This is a genomic window from Amycolatopsis minnesotensis, assembly GCF_039529815.1.
In the GTDB taxonomy this organism is placed as follows: Bacteria; Actinomycetota; Actinomycetes; order Mycobacteriales; family Pseudonocardiaceae; genus Amycolatopsis; species Amycolatopsis minnesotensis.
In genome coordinates this window covers 120,241-139,399 of record NZ_BAAANN010000016.1, presented here as the reverse complement: position 1 = coordinate 139,399, position 19,159 = coordinate 120,241, and the positions used below count along the sequence as shown (strand labels likewise).

General features: G+C 70.7%; 20 protein-coding genes. 5 read left to right on the top strand and 15 right to left on the bottom strand.

Translation table 11 applies throughout. The features are described from left to right. Positions 1 to 10: 10 nt before the first annotated feature. From ABD256_RS21300 to ABD256_RS21290, 3 genes are all read right to left on the bottom strand, one after another. The gene (locus ABD256_RS21300) at positions 11 to 169 is read right to left on the bottom strand and encodes a hypothetical protein (RefSeq protein ID WP_344421395.1); all 159 of its coding nucleotides are present in this window, start codon (positions 167 to 169) and stop codon (positions 11 to 13) included. Between the two features lie 148 nt (positions 170 to 317). Then, positions 318 to 503 (bottom strand): DUF397 domain-containing protein, encoded by a 186-nt coding sequence (locus ABD256_RS21295; RefSeq protein ID WP_344421393.1) that lies wholly within the window; start codon positions 501 to 503, stop codon positions 318 to 320. A gap of 43 nt (positions 504 to 546) precedes the next feature. After that, complete coding sequence (locus ABD256_RS21290) at positions 547 to 1,410, bottom strand: helix-turn-helix domain-containing protein (RefSeq protein ID WP_344421390.1); 864 nt, start codon at positions 1,408 to 1,410, stop codon at positions 547 to 549. A 226-nt stretch (positions 1,411 to 1,636) separates the two neighbouring features. Here ABD256_RS21290 and ABD256_RS21285 point away from each other — a divergent pair, with 226 nt between their 5' ends. After that, positions 1,637 to 1,957 (top strand): hypothetical protein, encoded by a 321-nt coding sequence (locus tag ABD256_RS21285; RefSeq protein ID WP_344421387.1) that lies wholly within the window; start codon positions 1,637 to 1,639, stop codon positions 1,955 to 1,957. Here ABD256_RS21285 and dacB read toward each other — a convergent pair whose 3' ends face one another. From dacB to ABD256_RS21255, 6 genes are all read right to left on the bottom strand, one after another. Continuing rightward, positions 1,958 to 3,514 carry a D-alanyl-D-alanine carboxypeptidase/D-alanyl-D-alanine endopeptidase gene (gene dacB / locus ABD256_RS21280; RefSeq protein ID WP_344421384.1) on the bottom strand — a complete coding sequence of 519 codons (1,557 nt, stop codon included), beginning with the start codon at positions 3,512 to 3,514 and terminating at the stop codon, positions 1,958 to 1,960. A 556-nt stretch (positions 3,515 to 4,070) separates the two neighbouring features. After that, positions 4,071 to 4,979, bottom strand: a complete 909-nt coding sequence (gene tesB / locus ABD256_RS21275; protein ID WP_344421382.1) for an acyl-CoA thioesterase II — start codon at positions 4,977 to 4,979, stop codon at positions 4,071 to 4,073. Positions 4,980 to 5,015: 36 nt separating this feature from the next. Continuing rightward, positions 5,016 to 6,440, bottom strand: a complete 1,425-nt coding sequence (gene pyk / locus ABD256_RS21270) for a pyruvate kinase (RefSeq protein ID WP_344421379.1) — start codon at positions 6,438 to 6,440, stop codon at positions 5,016 to 5,018. Between the two features lie 78 nt (positions 6,441 to 6,518). Beyond that, positions 6,519 to 7,184, bottom strand: a complete 666-nt coding sequence (locus ABD256_RS21265) for a DUF2461 domain-containing protein (protein WP_344421376.1) — start codon at positions 7,182 to 7,184, stop codon at positions 6,519 to 6,521. Positions 7,185 to 7,339: 155 nt separating this feature from the next. Continuing rightward, positions 7,340 to 8,593 (bottom strand): glycoside hydrolase family 18 protein, encoded by a 1,254-nt coding sequence (locus ABD256_RS21260; RefSeq protein ID WP_425546488.1) that lies wholly within the window; start codon positions 8,591 to 8,593, stop codon positions 7,340 to 7,342. A 390-nt stretch (positions 8,594 to 8,983) separates the two neighbouring features. Beyond that, positions 8,984 to 10,009 (bottom strand): 6-phosphofructokinase, encoded by a 1,026-nt coding sequence (locus tag ABD256_RS21255; RefSeq protein WP_344421370.1) that lies wholly within the window; start codon positions 10,007 to 10,009, stop codon positions 8,984 to 8,986. 341 nt (positions 10,010 to 10,350) lie between these two features. Here ABD256_RS21255 and ABD256_RS21250 point away from each other — a divergent pair, with 341 nt between their 5' ends. Then, a complete protein-coding gene (locus ABD256_RS21250) occupies positions 10,351 to 11,403 on the top strand; it encodes a 3-deoxy-7-phosphoheptulonate synthase (RefSeq protein WP_425546487.1) in 1,053 nt (350 codons plus the stop codon). A gap of 204 nt (positions 11,404 to 11,607) precedes the next feature. On the opposite strand, the gene ABD256_RS21245 is transcribed toward ABD256_RS21250, so the two are convergent. After that, positions 11,608 to 12,093: a polyadenylate-specific 3'-exoribonuclease AS gene (locus tag ABD256_RS21245; RefSeq protein ID WP_344421366.1), complete on the bottom strand. Its 486-nt coding sequence runs from the start codon at positions 12,091 to 12,093 to the stop codon at positions 11,608 to 11,610. A gap of 17 nt (positions 12,094 to 12,110) precedes the next feature. Continuing rightward, positions 12,111 to 12,872, bottom strand: a complete 762-nt coding sequence (locus ABD256_RS21240) for a lysophospholipid acyltransferase family protein (protein ID WP_344421364.1) — start codon at positions 12,870 to 12,872, stop codon at positions 12,111 to 12,113. A 226-nt stretch (positions 12,873 to 13,098) separates the two neighbouring features. Between ABD256_RS21240 and ABD256_RS21235 the strand changes: the two genes are divergently transcribed. The 3 genes from ABD256_RS21235 to ABD256_RS21225 are packed head-to-tail and all read left to right on the top strand — an operon-like array spanning position 13,099 to position 15,515. Beyond that, on the top strand, positions 13,099 to 13,869 hold the full coding sequence (locus ABD256_RS21235) for an alpha/beta hydrolase (RefSeq protein ID WP_344421361.1): 771 nt from the start codon (positions 13,099 to 13,101) through the stop codon (positions 13,867 to 13,869). Beyond that, positions 13,866 to 14,363 carry a hypothetical protein gene (locus ABD256_RS21230; protein ID WP_344421358.1) on the top strand — a complete coding sequence of 166 codons (498 nt, stop codon included), beginning with the start codon at positions 13,866 to 13,868 and terminating at the stop codon, positions 14,361 to 14,363. The genes ABD256_RS21235 and ABD256_RS21230 overlap by 4 nt, the downstream gene beginning before the upstream one ends. Positions 14,364 to 14,375: 12 nt before the next feature. After that, positions 14,376 to 15,515: a glutamate--cysteine ligase gene (locus tag ABD256_RS21225; protein WP_344421354.1), complete on the top strand. Its 1,140-nt coding sequence runs from the start codon at positions 14,376 to 14,378 to the stop codon at positions 15,513 to 15,515. Positions 15,516 to 15,671: 156 nt separating this feature from the next. Here ABD256_RS21225 and ABD256_RS21220 read toward each other — a convergent pair whose 3' ends face one another. From ABD256_RS21220 to ABD256_RS21205, 4 genes are read right to left on the bottom strand one after another with little or no spacing between them, the layout of a single operon-like run. After that, positions 15,672 to 16,541: an NUDIX domain-containing protein gene (locus tag ABD256_RS21220; protein ID WP_344421351.1), complete on the bottom strand. Its 870-nt coding sequence runs from the start codon at positions 16,539 to 16,541 to the stop codon at positions 15,672 to 15,674. 5 nt (positions 16,542 to 16,546) lie between these two features. Continuing rightward, positions 16,547 to 17,545 (bottom strand): ROK family protein, encoded by a 999-nt coding sequence (locus tag ABD256_RS21215; RefSeq protein WP_344421348.1) that lies wholly within the window; start codon positions 17,543 to 17,545, stop codon positions 16,547 to 16,549. Next, positions 17,538 to 17,996, bottom strand: coding sequence for a hypothetical protein (locus ABD256_RS21210; protein ID WP_344421345.1), 459 nt, complete (start codon positions 17,994 to 17,996; stop codon positions 17,538 to 17,540). The genes ABD256_RS21215 and ABD256_RS21210 overlap by 8 nt, the downstream gene beginning before the upstream one ends. After that, a complete protein-coding gene (locus tag ABD256_RS21205; protein ID WP_344421343.1) occupies positions 17,993 to 19,159 on the bottom strand; it encodes an ArsA family ATPase in 1,167 nt (388 codons plus the stop codon). Before ABD256_RS21205 ends, ABD256_RS21210 begins: the two co-directional genes overlap by 4 nt.

The following is a 19,159-nucleotide window of genomic DNA, read 5'->3' as shown; positions in this document are numbered from 1 at the left end:
AGCCCGCCCCTCACGCGGCACGGCGGGACGAGCCGCGCCGCTTGCCGAAGCCCCAGCGGTGGTTCTTCTCGGTGTCGACGACCCTGGTGCGGCGCGACGCGGCGCGCAGCTCGGCGATCCGGTGCGCGACCTCCGCCTGCCACGGGTCGTAGATGTACTCGAGCCTCATGGATGATCCCTCTTCCGGCTGCTGCGATTCGCTGACGGATCCCAGAGTCGTACTGAGGCAGGGCACCCGGCATCGGGCGATCACCCACTACTGGCGGCGCCACGGCCCCTTACCCCGCGGCCGGCGGGGTAAGGGGCCGGGTAAGGCCTTACGCGCGGACGGCCGCGAGCAGGCCACGCCAGCCGGACGCCGACACGGCGAAGACCCCGCCATCGGGGTCCTTCGAATCGCGCACGGCGGTGCCCTCACCGGTGAGCGCGACCTCGACGCAGTCGTTGCCGCCACCGCTGTGGCTGCTCTTGCGCCAGACGAGCCCCGTCACTCTGACGGCCATACTCTCCTGCACTGCTCGCGATGCTGCCATCGTCCCCGACTCCTTATTCCGTGGGTAATGCGGCCACCCGCTCGGCGGCCTGAGCGATCAGCTCGACCGTGTCGTCCGGCTTCAGCGCGGCGGCACGCAAATGGTCGAACATGAGGGAGTAGCGGCGCACATCGGGGGGCATTTCGAGATAGACCCCGCTCGATGTGCTGTCCACATAGACGACATCGGGATCGGCCTGTTCCGGGAAACCGAGGATCAGGAACGGGCCCTCCATTCCCGGATGGGCGCCTGCTCCGAACGGGACGACCTGAATCGTCACGTGCGGCTGTTCTGCCACCCTCAGTAGCCTTTCGAGCTGTTCGGCCATCACATCGGGTCCCCCGACCATGCGGTGCAGTACCGCTTCGTCGATCACCGCCCAGTACTCCGGCGGGTTCGGATCGGCCAGCAGCTGCTGGCGCGCCATCCTCGCCGCCACCCGCCTGGCGATCTCGTCCTCGTCGGCGCCGGGGCGCATCGCCCTGATCACCGCGAGGGTGTACCGCTCGGTCTGCAGCAGGCCGGGCACCAGCAGCGCCTGGAACGCCCGCAACGAGCTGGCGTCGGCCTCCAGCCCGACGAACGCACCGGTGAACACCTCGTTGTAGGCGTGCCACCAGCCGCGTTTGCGGGCCTCCCTCGCGAGCTGCACGAGCGCTTCGCGTTCCTCGCCGGCGAGCCCGTAGAGTTCGAGCATGTCCCGCACGTCGCGCGGGGTGACCCCGACGTGACCGGTCTCGATGCGGCTGATCTTCGACGCCGAGCACTCGAGCTTCTCGCCGACTTCGTCGATCGTCAGGTCGGCGGATTCGCGTAGCCGACGCAGTTCACTGGCGAGCCTGCGCCGCCGGACAGTGGGTCCCTGTCCCCGAGTCATGGCCACCTCCACCTCGCTCGAGTGCCGTCGTCCTCCGACGGCCCCTGATCGCATATCTAACCAGCCACCAGCACACTCTGTGAGATCTCAACGATCCCGAATGCGAGAAGTCACCCCCGGTTCGGCGGACTGCAATTTGCAGATTGCGCTTGTACCCTCGGGTGGTGCGGCGCAATTCCGGGTGCGCACGCCGATTCGATCGGGCGAATCCGGCAGGGGAGGTCCTGTGCTCGAACGTGAATCCGCGAAGGATCCGCTCCAGACGTCGGTCCACCGGCGCCTGACCGAGCTCACCCGATCAGTGGAAAACGCCGAGGACGAACGTGCGGTCGAATTGGCCAGGGGGGAAATCCCCGCGCTCGCCGAGGCGCTGCGCGCGGTACTGGCCGGGCACGGCAGCGACGCGCGGGGCCGGTGCCCCCGCTGCCGCCGCGGCTTCTTCCGCCGCCGCGTCACCCCGTGCCGCGCCTACCTCGCCGCGCAGCTCGCGCTGGGCGAGCCGGTGCCGTCCACACCCCGCAGGCGGCACCGCCGCGCCGCCGTCTGATCAGCAGGACTTCGTCCAGGAGCATTCGAGTTCGTCACGCGGCGAAGACACCTGAGAACGATCAGTGATCGTCGCGACGGGCTGGGAGCGGTCCGCCGCACCCGCGTACTGGGCGAGCCGGAGCGCCACCGCGTCCTCGGCCGCGCGCGGGCTCCCGAGCGTCTGGTTCGACACCATCGAGAACACCAGCTCCTCACCGTCGGCGGCGGTGACGTAACCGGACAGCGCGCTGACCCCGGTGTAGGACCCGGTCTTCGCGTGCACCTTGCCCGCGGCCGCGGTTCCGGCGAGGCGGGAGCGCAGGGTGCCGCCGACGAGCCGGTCTGCGATTCCCGCCACCGGCAACGCGGCGTAGAACTGGCCGAACCACGGTTTCGCGCGCGCGGCCAGCAGCAGCGCCGCGATCTGGTCCGGCGTCGCCTGGTCCATCCTTGACAGTCCCGAACCGTCCACTAAGTACAGACGTGACGGGTCGATTCCGAAGGCGGGCAACACTTTTTCGAGCGTGGCGATCCCGTCCGCCCAACCGCCAGTGCCGCCGGCGCCGCGGCTCGCGGCCTTCACGAGCGCCTCGGCGTGCATGTTGTTCGAGAGCTTGAGGAACGGTGTCAGCAGCTCCGAAACCGGGATGGAGTCCCGTGTCGCGAGCACCGGTTGCTTCGGCGCCGTCGAGGTGACCGACGTGCCGAGCACGCGGACGCCGTGGCGGGCCAGCGCGTCGCGGAACACCGAAGAAGCGAGCCCGGTCGGCTCCCAGACCGCCATGGTCTCTTCGTCCGGCGCCGCCCCGGCGGGGATCGACCCGCTGACCGTGATCGTGTTGGTGCCGTGCTCGCGATCCACCGTGACAGCAGTCGAGCCGCTCGGCGCGGTGGTGGCGGTGTTCACCACGCGCAGGTAGGAGTTCGGCGGGTCCAGCTCGACCTTCGCGGGCTTCCCCGCCCGGCCGGGCGAGACCCGCACGATCACCGAACCGGCGTCGAAGTCGGTGTCGGGTGCGATGGTCAGCGCGGAGGTCTGCGCGTTGTAGTAGTACGGCTCGTCGTCCCACGACCAGCCGGTGCCGAGGCGGACGCGGTCGAAGAACCCGTCGTCGGCGACGAGCTTGCCGGTCACCACCTTGACCCCGCTCGCGGCGATCTTCGCGGCAAGCGCGTCGTAGTCGGCGGCGAGCATCGTCGGGTCACCCCCACCGCGCAGCACGACGTCCCCCGCCAGCACCGGCCCCACCCGGCGCGCGGCGGACTCCACCGTGGTGCGGAACCGGTAGCCGGGCCCCAGCCTGTCGAGCGCGGCCGCCGTGGTGAACAGCTTGGTGTTCGACGCGGGCTGCCGCCTCCGGTCGCTCTGGCGGGTGTAGAGCACCTCGCCGGTGCTCGCCTTGCGCACCACGAGCCCGATGTCGGCACCGGCGAGCGACGGCGCCGACAGGACCGCGTCGAGGTCCTTCCCGAGCGGATTGGCCGACACCGCCGTCGGCGCACCGGCCTGCGTGCCGGTGACCAGTGCGGCGAGGAGCACGACGAGCCCGGTGCGGGCAGTGCGAGACAGGCGCATGAGCGGGGATCGTAAGCGATTTCCGGGTGCTCGACCCCCGCCGTTCGGGGCAGTCACCCGGGTTTCTGGATGCCCCGAAGGGGTCCTTCGGGGCGTGTGATGCCGCGGATGTGGCCTTCGTGGGCCCGCACTACTCCGGGGTCTATGCCCTGAAGGCGCCCTTGAGGGAATCTGACGCCGCGAAGGCCCCCTTCAGGGCATAGACCCCACCACACCGCGCACCACGAAGGACGAGATCGCGGCGTCAGATTCCCCGAAGGCACCCTTCAGAGCACGAGCGGGAATTCCGCCAGCTCGCACCTCTTTCCCAGGTCCGCCCGGTACCCCAGAGACAGCCAAAAAGGGCCTCCAAGAGCGCGCACGCCACGGAAGTAGCCCCTCGTGCGCCCGCACTACTCCGGGGTCCATGCCCTGAAGGCGCCCTTGAGGGAATCTGACGCCGCGAAGGCCCCCTTCAGGGCATAGACCCCACCACGCCACGCACCACGAAGCGCGAGATCGCGGCGTCAGATTCCCCGAAGGCGCCTTTCAGGGCCATTCCGCCACCCGCGGCGGGTCAGTCCAGGACGCGGAGGAGGCCCTCTTGGACGACGGTGGCGATGAGGGTGCCGTCGGCGGCGAAGAAGCGGCCGGTCGCCAAACCGCGCGCGCCCGAGGCCGACGGGGTTTCGGTGTCGTAGAGGAACCATTCGTCGGCGCGGAACGGGCGGTGGAACCACAGCGCGTGGTCGAGGCTCGCACCCAGCACCTTGTCGAGTTCCCAGTAGACGCCGTGGCGCGCCAGCGGCGAGTCGAGCAGCGTCATGTCCGAGGCGTAGGTCAGCACGCACACGTGCAGCAGCCGCTCGTCGGGCAGCACGCCGTCGGCCCGCATCCACACCTGGTTGCGCGCGGGCCGCTCGCCGGTCTCCCTGGTCAGCCACGGCGGGTCGTTGACGTAGCGCAGGTCGATCGGGCGCGGCCGGGTGCGCATGGTGCTCAGGTGCGGGAAGTCGCCGACCCGTTCCGCGAGCGTCGGCAGCGAGTCCGGCGGCGGCACGTCGGGCATCCCGTCCGCGTGCTCGATCCCGCGCTCGTCCTTCTGGAACGACGCCGACAACGAGAAGATCGCCTTGCCGTGCTGGATCGCGATGACCCGGCGCGTGGTGAACGAGCGCCCGTCGCGGATGCGGTCCACTTCGTACACGATCGGCACGCTGGGGTCACCGCCGCGGATGAAGTACGCGTGCAGCGAGTGCACCCCGCGGTCCTCCGGCACGGTGCGCCCCGCCGCGACGAGCGCCTGGCCCGCCACCTGCCCGCCGAACACGCGCACCGGTGAGTGCGCGGGGCTGACGCCGCGGAAGAAGTTCTCTTCGAGCTTCTCCAGGTCCAGCAGGGCCACGAGGTGGTCGAGCACCTGCTGTCCGCCGGCCGGTTCCCCTGCGTCCATTCCGGACGCGGCCTGCCTGGCCAGTTCAGTCATGGCGCCGACCCTATGCCGTCGGGGCCCGGCAGTCCCTCAGGCGTGGTCGTCTTCACCGAGCCGGTGGACGCGGATGAGGTTGGTGGACCCGACGGTCCCCGGCGGGGAGCCCGCGACGATGACCACGAGGTCGCCCTTGGCGTACCGGCCCATCTCGAGCATCGCGTGGTCGACCTGCTGGATCATCTGGTCGGTCGATTCGACGAACGGCACGATCCTGGTCGCGGTGCCCCAGGTCATCGAAAGCTGGCTGCGCACGCTTTCCTCCGGCGTGAACGCCAGCAGCGGCAGCCGGGTGTGCAGCCGGGCGAGGCGGCGCACGGTGTCGCCGGACTGGGTGAAGGCGACGAGCGCCTTCGCGTTGAGCCGCTCGCCGATGTCGCGCGCCGCGTAGGAGATCACGCCGCGCTTGGTCCGCGGGACGTGGCTCAGCGGCGGCACGACCGGGGAGTCGGTTTCGACTGCTTCGACGATCCTGCCCATCGTGCGCACCGACTCGGTCGGATAGCGGCCGACGCTGGTCTCGCCGGAGAGCATGAGCGCGTCCGCACCGTCCAGCACCGCGTTCGCGACGTCGGAGGCCTCGGCGCGCGTCGGCCGGGAGCTGTTGATCATCGAGTCGAGCATCTGGGTGGCCACGATGACCGGTTTCGCGTTCTCGCGGGCGATCTGGATGGCCCGCTTCTGCACCAGCGGCACCTGCTCGAGCGGCAGCTCGACGCCGAGGTCGCCGCGGGCGATCATCACGCCGTCGAAGGCGAGCACGATGGCTTCGAGGTTGTACACCGCCTCCGGCTTCTCGATCTTCGCCACGACCGGGACCCTGCCCTTGCCGACCCGGTCCATCACCTGGTGCACGAGGTCGATGTCGGCGGGCGAGCGCACGAAGGACAGCGCGATGAAGTCGACGCCGAGCTCCATCGCGAACTCGAGGTCTTCGATGTCCTTTTCGGACATGGCGGGCACGGACACGTCCATGCCCGGCAGCGAGACGCCCTTGTTGTTGCTGACGGGACCGCCTTCGGTGACCTCGCACACCACGTCGGGGCCTTCGACACCGGTGACCACCAGGCCCACCTTGCCGTCGTCGACGAGCAGCCGGTCGCCGGGCTTCGCGTCCTTGGCGAGGCCCTTGTAGGTGGTCGAGACGCGGTCGTGGGTGCCTGCCACGTCCTCGACGGTGATGCGCACCGTGTCGCCGGTGCGCCACTCGACGGGCCCGCCCGCGAACGTGCCGAGGCGGATCTTCGGGCCCTGCAGGTCGCCGAGGATGCCGACGGCCCGGCCGGTTTCCGCGGCGGCCGCTCTGATCAGGTCGAACACCTGCTTGTGGTCGCTGTGGCTGCCGTGGCTGAAGTTCATCCTCGCCACGTCCATGCCCGCGTCCACCAGCGCGCGGACCTTGTCCGCGGTCGCGGTGGCAGGACCAAGGGTACAAACGATCTTCGCGCGTCGGCTCACGTTCGCACAGCCTAGTACCTCTCGCGCCGCAGGTCTGTACCGATCCCGTAATCGATCCGGAAACTCTGCCCGAACTTCCTACCGGCGGGGTTGCTCGCTCACCCCAACGTGATCGCGCGCCCACTCGTTGAAGTCGCGCACCTGCCGCCACGCTTTTTTCACCCGGTCGAGGCATGCGCGCTCGTGCAGCGCGTCGTCCGGCTCCCAGACGCGGACGGCGTAGATCGACCGGTGCCGCAGCAGGTCGATCCGCGGGTGCCCGGCGTCGTACCCCCTTGGTTTGGTCTGGAGCACGTCACCGCCGATCGTCCACCCGGCGCGCTGGAGCTTCGCGATGATCTTCGCCAGCGCCTCGCCGTGGATCTCGGTGTCGACGGCCTGCCGGAAGCGGGCCAGCTGGTCCGGTGCGAGGTGGAAGCAGCCGCCGCCGACCCGCAGGCCGTCCGGCCCGACCTCCACGTAGTAGGCGCCGCCGCCGCGGCCCGCCTCGATCACGCCGCCGCAGTGCGTCTTGTACGGCGTCTTGTCCTTCGAGAACCGGACGTCGCGGTACGGGCGGAACACCTTGCCCTCGCCGAGGCCCGACGAGAACTCCTTGTTCAGCTCCGCGAGCAGCGCCTGCATCGGCTCCCGCACGTCCGAGCGGTAGACGGCGACGTTGTCGTCCCAGTAGGACTTGGAATTGTCCGCGAGCAGGCCGTCGTAGAAATCGACCGCGTACTCGCCGAAACCGGCGAACTTCACGCGCCGCAGCCTACTGACGGCCCCCGACAGAACCGGGCGCGGTCGGGTCCCGCCGGTCGAGTCCCGCCTGTCGAGTCCCGCCGGTCGAGTCCACTGTGGATGCACGAAGCGGGCCCTCCCCCGGTTGAGGGGAGAGCCCGCCGGGTCGAAGCGGCTCAGCCCGCGTTGATCGCGCTGATCAGCTCGCCGTTCGTGGTGTCACCGGACAGTTCCCAGAAGAAGGTGCCGCCGAGCCCCTGCGAACGGGCGTAGCCGACCTTGCTCTTGATCGTCGCCGGGGTGTCGTAGCTCCACCAGTTCGAACCGCACTTCGCGTACGCCGTGCCCGCGATCGTGCCGGTGCTCGGGCAGCGGCCCTTGAGCACCTTGTAGTCCTCGATGCCCTGTTCGTAGGTGCCCTGCGCCGGACCGGTCGCGGTGCCTCCCGGCGCGTCCTGGCTGACACCCGTCCAGCCCCGCCCGTAGAAACCGAGGCCGAGCAGCAGCTTGTTCGCCGGAATGCCCTTGCCCTTGAGCTTCTGGATGACCGCGTCCGAGTTGAAGCCCTCGGTCGGGATGCCCTGGTAGGCGTTCAGCGGCGAATGCGGTGCCGTCGGCCCCTTCGGCGCCCACGCGCCGAAGTAGTCGTAGGTCATCACGTTGAACCAGTCCGAGGACTGCGCGGCACCGGCGTAGTCGGCGGCGTCGATCTTCCCGTTGTTCGACCCGTCACCGGTGATCGCGGCGGTGACCAGTTTGGACCCGAACTTCGCGCGCAGCGCCGACAGGACCTTCTTCAGTGCGTCGGGGCCGCTCTTGTCACAGGTGAGCCCGCACGCGTTCGGGTACTCCCAGTCGATGTCGATGCCGTCGAAGACCCCGGCCCAGCGCGGGTCGTTGACCAGGTTGTAGCAGGAGTTCGCGAAGGCGGTCGGGTTCGCCGCGGCCTGGCCGAAGCCGCCGGACCAGGTCCACCCGCCGAACGAGAAGAGGACCTTCAGGTTGGGGTGCATCTTCTTGAGCCGCTTGAGCTGGCCGAAGTTGCCGCGCAGCGCGCCGTTGTCCCAGGTGTCGGCGACGCCGTCCACACTGGACCCGGCGTCGTAGAACCGGTCGTAGTCGGCGTAGCTGTCACCGATGGAACAACCGCCGTTGGTGACGTTGCCGAAGGCGTAGTTGAGATGGGTCAGCTTCGAGGCCGAGCCGCTCGTTTCGATGTTCTTGACGTGGTAGTTGCGCCCGTAGACACCCCATTGCACGAAGTACCCGACGGTCTTGCCCGCCGCCGCGGTCGCGTCCGCCGGGGCCGCGGTGACCGGCGCCGCATCGGTGGCCGGAGCCACCGGGTTGGCCGAGGCGGGTGCCGCCACGGTGGCCGCGAGTGTGAGAGCGGCGGCCACGCCCACACCCGCGAGAATGTTTCGCCTGATCCGAGTGAACAACATTGGTCTTCTCCCTGATAACCGTGAGTGGCCGAGGGAACACGGAAGGACCCTCACGGTAAGAGGACTAGACCACCGAATCAATGGTTTAGACCAAACCCAGACTCCACACCAGACTAAAGTCGGGTAGAGGAAAATCATTGCCATATAAGAGAAATACTAAGAAAGAAATTCCCGACTTCGCCCGGAGACACATCCGCTCGCCCAAGTCCGCGGTCGCTCCCGCTTCAACGCCCGCCCACAACCCCGAGTGCCGCGAGGTCCGGGCCGAAGGCCCGGTCGTGCAGAACCCAGCCACCCACCCGGCCTCCCCGGTGCGCGCAGCGCGCCGGGGAGGCGTTCAAGTCGGCCGCCGGGCCGACAAAATGCAGCGATCGACTAACCGAAGAAGACTTCGGCCTCTTCGTACCGCTCGGTCGGGACCGTCTTGAGCTCGGCGGTGGCCTCGGACAGCTTGACGCGCACGATGTCGGTGCCGCGCAGTGCCACCATCACGCCGAAGTCGCCGTCGGCGACCGCGTCGACCGCGTTGAGCCCGAACCGGCTGGCGAGCACGCGGTCGTACGCGGTGGGCGTGCCGCCGCGCTGGGTGTGCCCGAGCACGACCGCGCGGGACTCCTTGCCGGTGCGGTGGGCGATCTCGTCGGCGAGCCAGGTGCCGATGCCGCCGAGGCGCACGTGGCCGAAGGCGTCCTTCTCCCCGGTGAGAAGCTTTTCCTCGCCGCCCTCGGGGAGCGCGCCCTCGGCGACGACGATGATCGGCGCGTACTCGCGCTCGAACCGGCGCTCGACCCATTCGACGACCTGGTCGACGGAGAACTGGCGCTCCGGCACCAGGATCACGCTGGCGCCGCCGGCGAGCCCGGAGTGCAGCGCGATCCAGCCCGCGTGCCGCCCCATGACCTCCACCACGAGCGCGCGGTGGTGCGACTCGGCGGTGGTGTGCAGCCGGTCGATCGCCTCGGTGGCGATGGAGACGGCGGTGTCGAAGCCGAAGGTGTAGTCGGTGGCGCCGAGATCGTTGTCGATCGTCTTCGGCACGCCGACCACGCCGATGCCGTCGTCGGTGAGCCGCTTCGCGACGCCGAGGGTGTCCTCCCCGCCGATCGCGATCAGCGCGTCGACGCCCTGGTCGGCGAGCACGGACTTGATCTTGTCGACCCCGCCCTCGACCTTGTACGGGTTGGTCCGCGAGGACCGCAGGATGGTGCCGCCCCTGGTGAGGATGTCCTCCACGTCGTCGAGGCCGAGTGGCCTGCAGTCCCCCGTCAGCGGGCCCTGCCACCCGCTCCGGAAGCCGACGATGTCCCAGCCGTGCACCTCGATGCCCTTGCGCACCACGGCACGGATCACCGCGTTCAGTCCCGGGCAGTCGCCGCCGCCGGTCAGTACACCGACTCGCATCAGATCAGACCTCCGCTGTCATGCCTCGCCTGCGGTGCCCCGCTCCGGGGCGTGGCGAGACGGCAGTCACACGTTCCGGCGCCAGCGTAGCGGTCCCAACTTGATCGGTGCAGCGGCCATGGCGGTGAGCCGGGGAACCCGGCTGCCGAGCGTGCTACGGTCGAAGACGTGCAGCGCTATTTCTGGTTTAGCAGGCTGGCCCGGGGTGGGCCCGCCGGCGACACCGCGCGCTGACGATCCCGCCCTCGAGCCGAACGCACCGGCTCGCCAGGGACCTCTTCGACGGGCCGGTTCCCCGAAAGGAACCCCCGTTGACCATCACCGCAGCCCCCGCCGGGGCCATCGACTCGCTCGACGCCCGGCGGACGACGAGCATGAGCCCGCTCATCTCCCCCGCGCTGCTCCGCGAAGAGCATCCGATGGACGCCGCCGTCGCGAAGGTCGTCCAGCAGGGCCGTGCCGACACCGTCGACATCCTCACCGGCGCCGACGACCGGCTCCTGGTCGTGGTCGGGCCGTGCTCGGTGCACGATCCCGCGGCCGCGCTCGACTACGCGCGCCGTCTCGCCGAACTCGCCGAGACCGTCCGCGACCGGATCCACGTGGTCATGCGCGTGTACTTCGAAAAGCCGCGCACCACGCTGGGCTGGAAGGGCCTGATCAACGACCCGAGGCTCGACGGGAGCTTCGCCGTCAACGAGGGCCTGCGGATGGCGCGGCGGCTGCTGCTCGACATCTCCGCGCTGGGCCTGCCGGTGGGCTGCGAGTTCCTCGATCCGATCACCCCGCAGTTCATCGCGGACACCGTGAGCTGGGGATCCATCGGCGCGCGCACCGCGGCGAGCCAGGTGCACCGGCAGCTGTGCAGCGCGCTGTCGATGCCGGTCGGGATCAAGAACTCCACCGAGGGCGACGTGCAGGTGGCGGTGGACGCCACCCGCGCGGCCGCGGCCAGCCACGTGTTCCCCGGCATCAACCCGGACGGGCTGGCCGCGCTGGTCACGACGGCGGGCAACCCGGACTGCCACGTCATCCTGCGCGGCAGCGCGAGCGGCCCCAACTACGACGAGGCCACCGTCTCGGACACCATGGCGCGCCTGCGGAAGGCGGGCCTGCCCGAACGCGTGATCGTCGACGCGAGCCACGGCAACAGCGGCAAGGACCACGTCCGGCAGGGCGAGGTGCTCGGCGAGCTGGCGGACCGCATCGCGGCCGGGGAACGCGGGATCGCCGGCGTGATGGTGGAAAGCTTCCTCGAAGCAGGACGCCAGGACCTCACCCTCGGCGACGCGGAAAGCCTGACCTACGGCCAAAGCATCACCGACGCCTGCCTCGGCTGGGACGACACGGCGATGCTCCTCCAGCATCTGGCCAGCACGCGGCAATCGCGCTGATCTCGCCCGCCTCCCCCCGAGCGAAGCGAGGTCCGCGCCGGAGGCGCGGCCATTGCCCAGCTAACCACCCACCGGCGAGCCGGTGCGCGCCAGCGCGCCGGGGAGCGTTCGAAGTCGCGCACGGAGCCGCCAGGCTCCCTGAACTTGCGCTGCCGGGGGCGCCCCGCCACTCGACAGTGACTCACCTCGAGAGCCGCGCCCCCGTCAGCTCAAATTCTGCTGCGCGATCACGCGCCAGCGCAAAAGATTGTGCTTGGCGTCGGCGAGGGCGTCGTGGGCGTCGGTGGGAGCGGCGGGGAGCTTCGGCTTGCCGACGTCCTCCCACCGTTGCCGCAGGTCGCGGGTGAACCGGGGAAGCTGGCGCGGCAGCGCGGGCATCGCGCCCCACAACTGGGCGAGCGCCACGTGGTCGTAGGCGGCGAACCAGGCCCACAGTTCGATGCCGCCGGGCGGTTTGCCGAGGAAGCGCAACAGGTCGGTGCGGATCTGCTCGCGGTTGCGCCAGGCGCTGTCGGCGGGCGACGGCAGTTTCGGCAGCACGTTCTCCCGCACCCACGGCCCGGCCTTCGCCGGATCGAACTCGGTGGATACCGCGTAGAACTCGCGACCCTTCTCGTCCACCACGCCGATCGACACCAGGTCGATGGTCACGCCGTCCTCGATGAACTCGGTGTCGTAGAAGAATCGCACCGGGGCACCTTACGGCGTCAGCCCGCCTTGCTTTCCGGCACCCGGTCGGCCGCGCGCGCGTCGGCCTGGGCCGGCACGGCGGGCCGCACCCCGGCGGCCTCGGCGGCGGCGAGTTCCTTGGCCTTGGCGGCGTAGATGTCGACGTACTCCTGGCCGGACAGCTCCATCAGCGTGTACATGATCTCGTCGGTGATGGACCGCTCGACGAACCTGTCCCCCGCGAGCCCTTCGTAGCGGGAGAAGTCGAGCGGCGCGCCGAACCGGATCTCCAGCCGCCGCGGCCACCACATCTTGGAGCCGATCGGGTTGACCTTGTCGGTGCCGATCATCGCGACCGGGACCACCGGCGCGCCGGTCTTGAGCGCGATGCGGGCGACGCCGGTCTTGCCCTTGTAGAGCCTGCCGTCCGGGGAGCGGGTGCCCTCGGGGTAGATACCGACGAGGTTGCCCTCGTTCAGCAGGCGGATCACGGTGTCGAGTGCGGCCTGCGCGGCGGAGCCGCTGGACCGGTCGATCGGGATCTGCCCGACGCCGCTGAAGAACGCCTTCTTGAGCTTGCCCTTGATCCCCGGCTCGGTGAAGTACTCCAGCTTGGCGGGGAAGGTGACCATCCTCCGCACCCGCACCGGCATGAAGAACGAGTCGGCGACGGCGAGGTGGTTGCTCGCGAGGATCGCGCCACCGGTCGTCGGGATGTTTTCCGTGCCGCTCACCTTCGTCGGCCACAGCAGCCGGAGCAGGGGGCCGATCAGCACGTACTTCATCAGCCGGTACAGCACCGCGGGTGACCCTCCAAGCAGCCGAAATCCTCGTTCGGACGACTAGCCTACGAATCACGGCCACCCTCGCACAACGGGTGCCGCCCGGTTGCGCGAGCGCGGCGACCGATGTCACACGCGCGGGTGTGACGCGCGAACCGGGCGGAAACGGTCATGGCGGTGCCCCGATCACGGCCGGCCGTGCCACCATAGGAGTTCGACCGTCCCGAGCGAAGGCGAGAAGAGCATGCCCGTGCTCCCCGGCGCAGAACCGTTCTCGCACACCGGCTCCGCCGAAGCCGGTGTCCTGCTCTGCCACGGCTTCACCGGCACCCCGGGCAGCATGCGCCCGTGGGGCGAGCACCTCGCCGAGGCCGGGTTCTCGGTGCGCGTGCCGCTGCTGCCGGGGCACGGCACCACGTGGCAGGAGATGAACCGCACCGGCTGGCCGGACTGGTACGGCCAGGTCCGCGCCGAGCTGCTCGAACTGCTGGGATCACACGAGCGGGTGTTCGTGTTCGGCCAGTCGATGGGCGGCACGCTGACGCTGCGGCTGGCCCAGGAGTTCGGCGAGCGGATCGCGGGCATCGGGCTGGTCAACCCGTCGGTCACCACGCTGCGCTGGGACGCGAAGCTGATGCCGGTGCTGGCCAGGCTGCTGCCGTCGGTCAAGGGCATCGCCAGCGACATCAAGAAGCCGGGTGTCACCGAGCTGGCCTACGACCGGCTGCCGGTGCGCGCCGCGGCCAGCCTCGCGCGGCTGTGGAAGCTCGTCCGCGCCGACCTGCCGAAGGTGACCCAGCCGCTTCTCCTGCTGCACTCGGTCGTTGACCACGTCGTGGAGCCGGTGAACTCGCGGATCATCCTGGACGGGGTCGGGAGCAGCGACGTCACCGAAGTGCTGCTCGAGCACAGCTACCACGTCGCGACGCTGGACAACGACGCGCCGCTCATCTTCGATCGGAGCGTGGAATTCGTGCGGGCGAGAGTCGAGGCGGGCCGAGGCGGTTCACGGTGAGCGAACACGACACGAGCGAACCGGACAACGTCGACGAGGCGTTCGCCGCGATAGTGGCGGGGCTGCGGGCCGAGGGCGTCGGCAAGGACATCGTCGAAGAACCGGCGTCGAAGGAGCCGAAGGCCAAGGCCGCGGAGGGCAAGGAGAAGGAGGCCGAGACGCAGGACGCCGGCTGGCGCACCGGCGGCACCGACTGGGACGCCACCGTGCTGGGCGGGGACCCGTCGCCGCCGGACCCCGACGACCCGGAAGAGCACTACATCCCGCCGGAACCGCCGCCGTTGCCGAAACCGCGCAAGGGCGCGTTCGTGGTGCTGCTGTTCTTCGTGGTCGGCATCCTGCTGCTGGTCGCGCCGAGCATCACCGGCGTCAGCGCGACGCTGGCGACCCCGCTCGGCATCCTCTCGCTCGCGATCGGGCTGGCGCTGCTCCTGCTCCGGGTCCGGCAGGGGCCGCCGGACGGCGCGGACCCGACCAACGGCGCGCAGGTCTGACGCGCGAGCGCCATGCGTATCGAGTTCGTGCCATCCCGCCGGTCGACCATCGGCGCGGAATGGGAGCTGGCGCTGGTCGACCGGCGCAGCGGTGAGCTCGCCTCGATCGCCGAGCGCGTGCTGACCCGGATCTGCCCGGACGGGTCGGGGGAGCACCCGAAGATCAAGCAGGAGCTGCTGCTCAACACGATCGAAGTGATCACCGGCGTGTGCGACACCGTCGACGAGGTCGCCGCCGACCTCAGCGCCTCGATCGACGAACTGCACACCGTGCTGGACCCGCTCGGCGTCGAGGTGTTCTCCGCGGGCAGCCACCCGTTTTCGACCTGGTACCAGCAGAAGGTGACCGACAAGGAGCGGTACGCCAAGCTCATCGACCGCACCCAGTGGTGGGGCAGGCAGATGCTGATCTACGGCGTGCACGTCCACGTGGGACTCGACCACCGGGACAAGGCGCTGCCCGTGCTGGACGGGCTGCTCAAGTACGCGCCGCACCTCCAGGCGCTTTCCGCCTCGTCGCCCTACTGGGGCGCCGAGGACACCGGGTACGCCTCGAACCGCGCGCTGATGTTCCAGCAGCTGCCCACCGCGGGCCTGCCGTTCCAGTTCGGCACCTGGGACGAGCTGGAGCACTACGTCGACGACATGTTCGTCACCGGCGTGATCGACCACTTCTCCGAGATCCGGTGGGACATCCGGCCGGCGCCGCATTTCGGCACCGTGGAGATGCGCGTGTGCGACGGGGTGCCGACGCTGGAGGAGGTGGCCGCGATCTCCGCGCTCACCCAGTGCCTCGTCGACGACTTCAGCGCCAGGCTCGACAACGGTGAAACCCTGCCGACACTGCCGCCGTGGCACGTGCAGGAGAACAAGTGGCGCGCGGCGCGCTACGGCACCGACGCGATCATCATCCTGGACGCCGATGGCAACGAGCGGCTCGTCACCGACGACGTGGTGGACCTGCTGAACCGCCTCGAACCGGTGGCGAAGCGGCTCGACTGCGCCGAGCAGCTACGCGGCGTCGAGACGATCCTGCGCTACGGCGCGAGCTACCGGCGGCAGCGCGCTGTCGCACGCCGGTACAACGGGAGCCTCAAGGCCGTCGTCGCCTCTCTCGTCGCGGAAATGCGCGACGGCATCGACAAGGACTGACCGCGTGGTCCGATTTCCCACCGGCCCGGTCACGTCCTGAAGGACGCCTTCGGGGACCGCGCGGACGAGCCGAGCCTCCAGAGAACCCGCGCCTCGCTCAACCCACCCGGAATCGACGCGGGCACATCAGCACTGTGACCTTCGGGGCAGGAAAGCTCAGTCCAGCAACGAAAGCAGGGTGCGGGGCGACATCGGCCCGGCGCCTTCGGCGGTGATCCGGTCGCGCAGTTCGCGGTCGGCGGTGGCTACCAGCACGTGGTCGTAGGGGCGCTCTTCGACCAGGCGCCGCGCCTGCGCCACGATCTCGGCGTCACCGTCGCGCGGCGCGGCGACCACCGGCACGCCGTCCACTGCGGACACACCACGCGCCTGCCCTTCGACCACGAGCACGATCCGCGGCCACCACCTCCAGCCGGGACGCCCGAGCAGGCCTGCCGCGGAATCGGGCACTCCCGCGGTCACCAGCCCGGCCAGGCGATCGCGCAGCCTGGCGGCGGCGCCCGCGCGGTCCCGCCACCAGCCGTCCGGCCGGGAGCCCATCACGTTCGCCGCGTCCACGACGAGCACGAGCGCCCGGTCCAGCTCGCCTGCCAGCGACGGCCACGCCTCGGCGAACCCGGGGTGCAGGCGCAGCGACGGCACCTCCTCCGGCGGCACCCAGCGCAGCTCCGCACTCTCCACATCGGACACCTCGGCCCGCACCCGCGCACGCGCGGTCGCCAGAACGGTGGTGTAGTGCCATGTCCCGTGGTCCACAGTGGACGACGCGGTGGGCACGAGCAGGTCCGGGGGCACGGCGGCTTCTTCGGCGGCTTCCCGCCGCGCGGCGTCCAGCGGGCTCTCGCCGGAGCGCAGCGCGCCACCCGGCACACCCCACGTCCGGCCCTGGTGGGTCCACCACGCCCGGCGCTGCAACAGCACGCCGCGTTCGGGATCGGTCAGCAGCAGGCCCGCCGCGCCGTAGCGGCCCCAGTGCCGCTGCCCGCAGGCACAGCGCACGAACCCCTCACCGTCACCGCGAGCCACGGCGGCTATCCCCCGACCCCGGCCGTGGTCTTCGGTGCCGCGGCGACGTCCATCGCGAGCGCGGCGGCGCCGACGATCGCGGCGTCGTCACCGAGCTGCGCGGTGCGGATCCTGGCCAGCGGCCGGTGCCCGCTGCCGGTGAGCATGCTCGCGTAGTGCTCCCTCGCCTCGTCGAGGAACAGCGGCGCCGACTCGGACACCCCGCCCGCGATCACCACCACCTCGGGATCGAACACGTCCGCGACGAGCGCGATGCCCTCGCCGAGCCACTTCGCCAGCTCCGCCATCGCCTTCAGGGCGATCGGGTCGCCGTCGCGGGCGGCACCGGCGACCCGGCGCCCGGTGACCGAGCCGGGGTCGCCGAGCACTTCCCTCGCCAGTACCGTCGAAGTGCCGGGATGGCGCGCGAGCTGCTCCACCGCGGTCGCGGCGAGCGCGGTGCCGCTGCAGTAGCGCTCCCAGCAGCCGTACTTGCCGCACGAGCACGGCCGTCCGCCCGGCACCACGGTGAGATGTCCCAGCTCGGGTGCCACGCCGTGCGCGCCGCGGTAGGTGCGCCCGCCGAGCAGGAGACCGGCGCCGATCCCGGTGCCGAGCGCGATCAGCACCGCGACCTGCGCGCCCCTGGCGGAGCCGAAGCGGTGCTCGCCGATGGTGGCCGCGTTCGCGTCGTGTTCGAGGGTGACCGGGAGCCCGACGCGCCGGGAGATCCGGTCGGCGACCGGGGCGTCCCGCCAGGCCAGGTGCGGCGCGAACATCACCGACCGGCGATCGCTCCTGACGAAGCCGGCGACCGCGAGCCCGACCGCGCCGATCTCGCCCGCGCCGGTGTGCCGCTCGCGCAGTTCGTCGATGACGCCCGCGATCGAATCCTCGAGCGCGCCTTCGTCGCCGGGCGTGCCGACTCGCGCGGTGTCGAGCACCGAGCCGGTTTCGTCGACCACTCCGGCTCGCACGCTCGTCCCGCCGACGTCGAGGCCGATGGCCAGGCGCGGGCTACTCAAAGCGGGGCCGAACGGTGATGCGCTGGACGCGGTGCGACGAGGGTGCCCCCGCTCCCGCTGGCTCCGGTTCGCGATCGGCGTCCCGGCGAGGGGGATCCGGCTGGAAGCCGGGCATGTGCACCCCGGCGGCGGGGTCCCAGCGATCGGCCAGCACCGCGCGCAGCAGCGCGATGAGCTGCGCGGCCTGTTCGAGCACGCGTGCCGCGAACTCGGGGCGCTCGCCGCGCACGACGGCGACGATCGCGCACAGCGGGCACCAGCCGCATCCGTCGGTCCCCGCCGACGAGCCGTCCTGGGATTCGGCACGCCGGTGCGCTTCCTCCGCGGCGCCGTGCCCGGCGGCGATCACGCCGTCGAGCCAGGGCGCGGCGCGCTCGACGACCATCTCCACCAGCAGGCGGATCTCCTCGGCGAGGCTCGCGCCGTCGCCGTGGTGCTGCTGCTCGGTCATGGGTGCCTCCGGGCGGGCTCGAGCGAGACGACGAGCCCGGCTGGATCGGACTCGGCTCCGGTGACCGAACACGACCGCAGCAGTTCGGGCAGCGCGATGAGCCTGCGGAACCCGTCGACGGTGATCGCGAGATCGTCGTCGACCCTGGCCAGGTCGACCGCGGAGTCCTTGCCGAGCGGCAACGCGACCCGCAGCCGGTACCCATCGTCCACTTCGGACACGTTGAGCAGTGGAGTGACCCCGGACCCGTTGCCGGACAACGGATCGGCTCCCTGGTAAAGCTCGCGGTGGATCTCCAGCAGGGCGGGGAGCCCGACCGGCTCGGTGGCCCGGTGCTCGACCCTGCTCGTCTCGCCCGCGGCGAGACCCGCGGCGTCCAGTTCGGACAGCACGGCCCGCTGCTGCGCCCGCCGCGTGCGCATCCAGGCCGCGGCGGCGCCCCGCCAGCGCCCGGGTGCGGGCATCAGCCGGTTGACCACGATGCCGTCGACCCTGATCCCGCGCAGCGCGAGCGAGCTGAGCGTGCGGCGCGCCTCGGCGACCACGACGCGTTCCGGGGTGAGCACCAGCCGGACCGTGGTGACCCCGGGATCGGTGAGCAGTGCCCGCAACGACTCGAGATGGGTGGCGAGCTTGCGGACGGACTCGACCGTGCCGCCCCACTTCCGGCCGCCGCCGGTCAGCTTCGGCCAGCCGAACAGCCTGCCGAGGTATCCGCTCACCGCCTCCGGGAGCGACAGCAGGCGCAGCGTTTCCGCGGTGGGGCCGCAGTCGACCACGACGGTCGCCCAGCGGCCGGTCTCGGCGAGCCGCTGGACCTCGGTCAGCGCGGCCAGTTCGTCGACTCCCGGCAGCACCGTCAGCTCCTCGGCGTCGAGCGAGTCGACGCCAGCGCCCGCGAGCGCGGATCGCAGCTGCCCCTTCAGCTCGTCCCACACCCCGTCGACGAGGCCGCGCGCGTCGACCTGCGCCGCGTGCAGGCACGAGTCCACTTCGGAGGGTTCGCCGGTGAGCGGGATGCCGAACGCGTCGGCGAGGGAGTGCGCGGGGTCGGTGGAGACCACCAGCGTCTTCCTGCCCTCGGCGGCGAGCCCGGCGGCGGTCGCCGCGGCAAGGGTCGTCTTCCCGACGCCGCCCTTACCGGTGAACAGCAGGATGCGCAT

Bases quoted from the DNA above. Each gene is read 5' to 3' on its own strand.
- ABD256_RS21225 (WP_344421354.1), top strand. From the start codon at position 14,376: ATGCGTATCGAGTTCGTGCCATCCCGCCGGTCGACCATCGGCGCGGAA.
- ABD256_RS21235 (WP_344421361.1), top strand. From the start codon at position 13,099: ATGCCCGTGCTCCCCGGCGCAGAACCGTTCTCGCACACCGGCTCCGCC.
- dacB (WP_344421384.1), bottom strand. From the start codon at position 3,514: ATGCGCCTGTCTCGCACTGCCCGCACCGGGCTCGTCGTGCTCCTCGCC.
- ABD256_RS21290 (WP_344421390.1), bottom strand. From the start codon at position 1,410: ATGACTCGGGGACAGGGACCCACTGTCCGGCGGCGCAGGCTCGCCAGT.
- ABD256_RS21205 (WP_344421343.1), bottom strand. From the start codon at position 19,159: ATGCGCATCCTGCTGTTCACCGGTAAGGGCGGCGTCGGGAAGACGACC.
- tesB (WP_344421382.1), bottom strand. From the start codon at position 4,979: ATGACTGAACTGGCCAGGCAGGCCGCGTCCGGAATGGACGCAGGGGAA.
- ABD256_RS21295 (WP_344421393.1), bottom strand. From the start codon at position 503: ATGGCCGTCAGAGTGACGGGGCTCGTCTGGCGCAAGAGCAGCCACAGC.
- ABD256_RS21255 (WP_344421370.1), bottom strand. From the start codon at position 10,009: ATGCGAGTCGGTGTACTGACCGGCGGCGGCGACTGCCCGGGACTGAAC.
- ABD256_RS21300 (WP_344421395.1), bottom strand. From the start codon at position 169: ATGAGGCTCGAGTACATCTACGACCCGTGGCAGGCGGAGGTCGCGCAC.
- ABD256_RS21210 (WP_344421345.1), bottom strand. From the start codon at position 17,996: ATGACCGAGCAGCAGCACCACGGCGACGGCGCGAGCCTCGCCGAGGAG.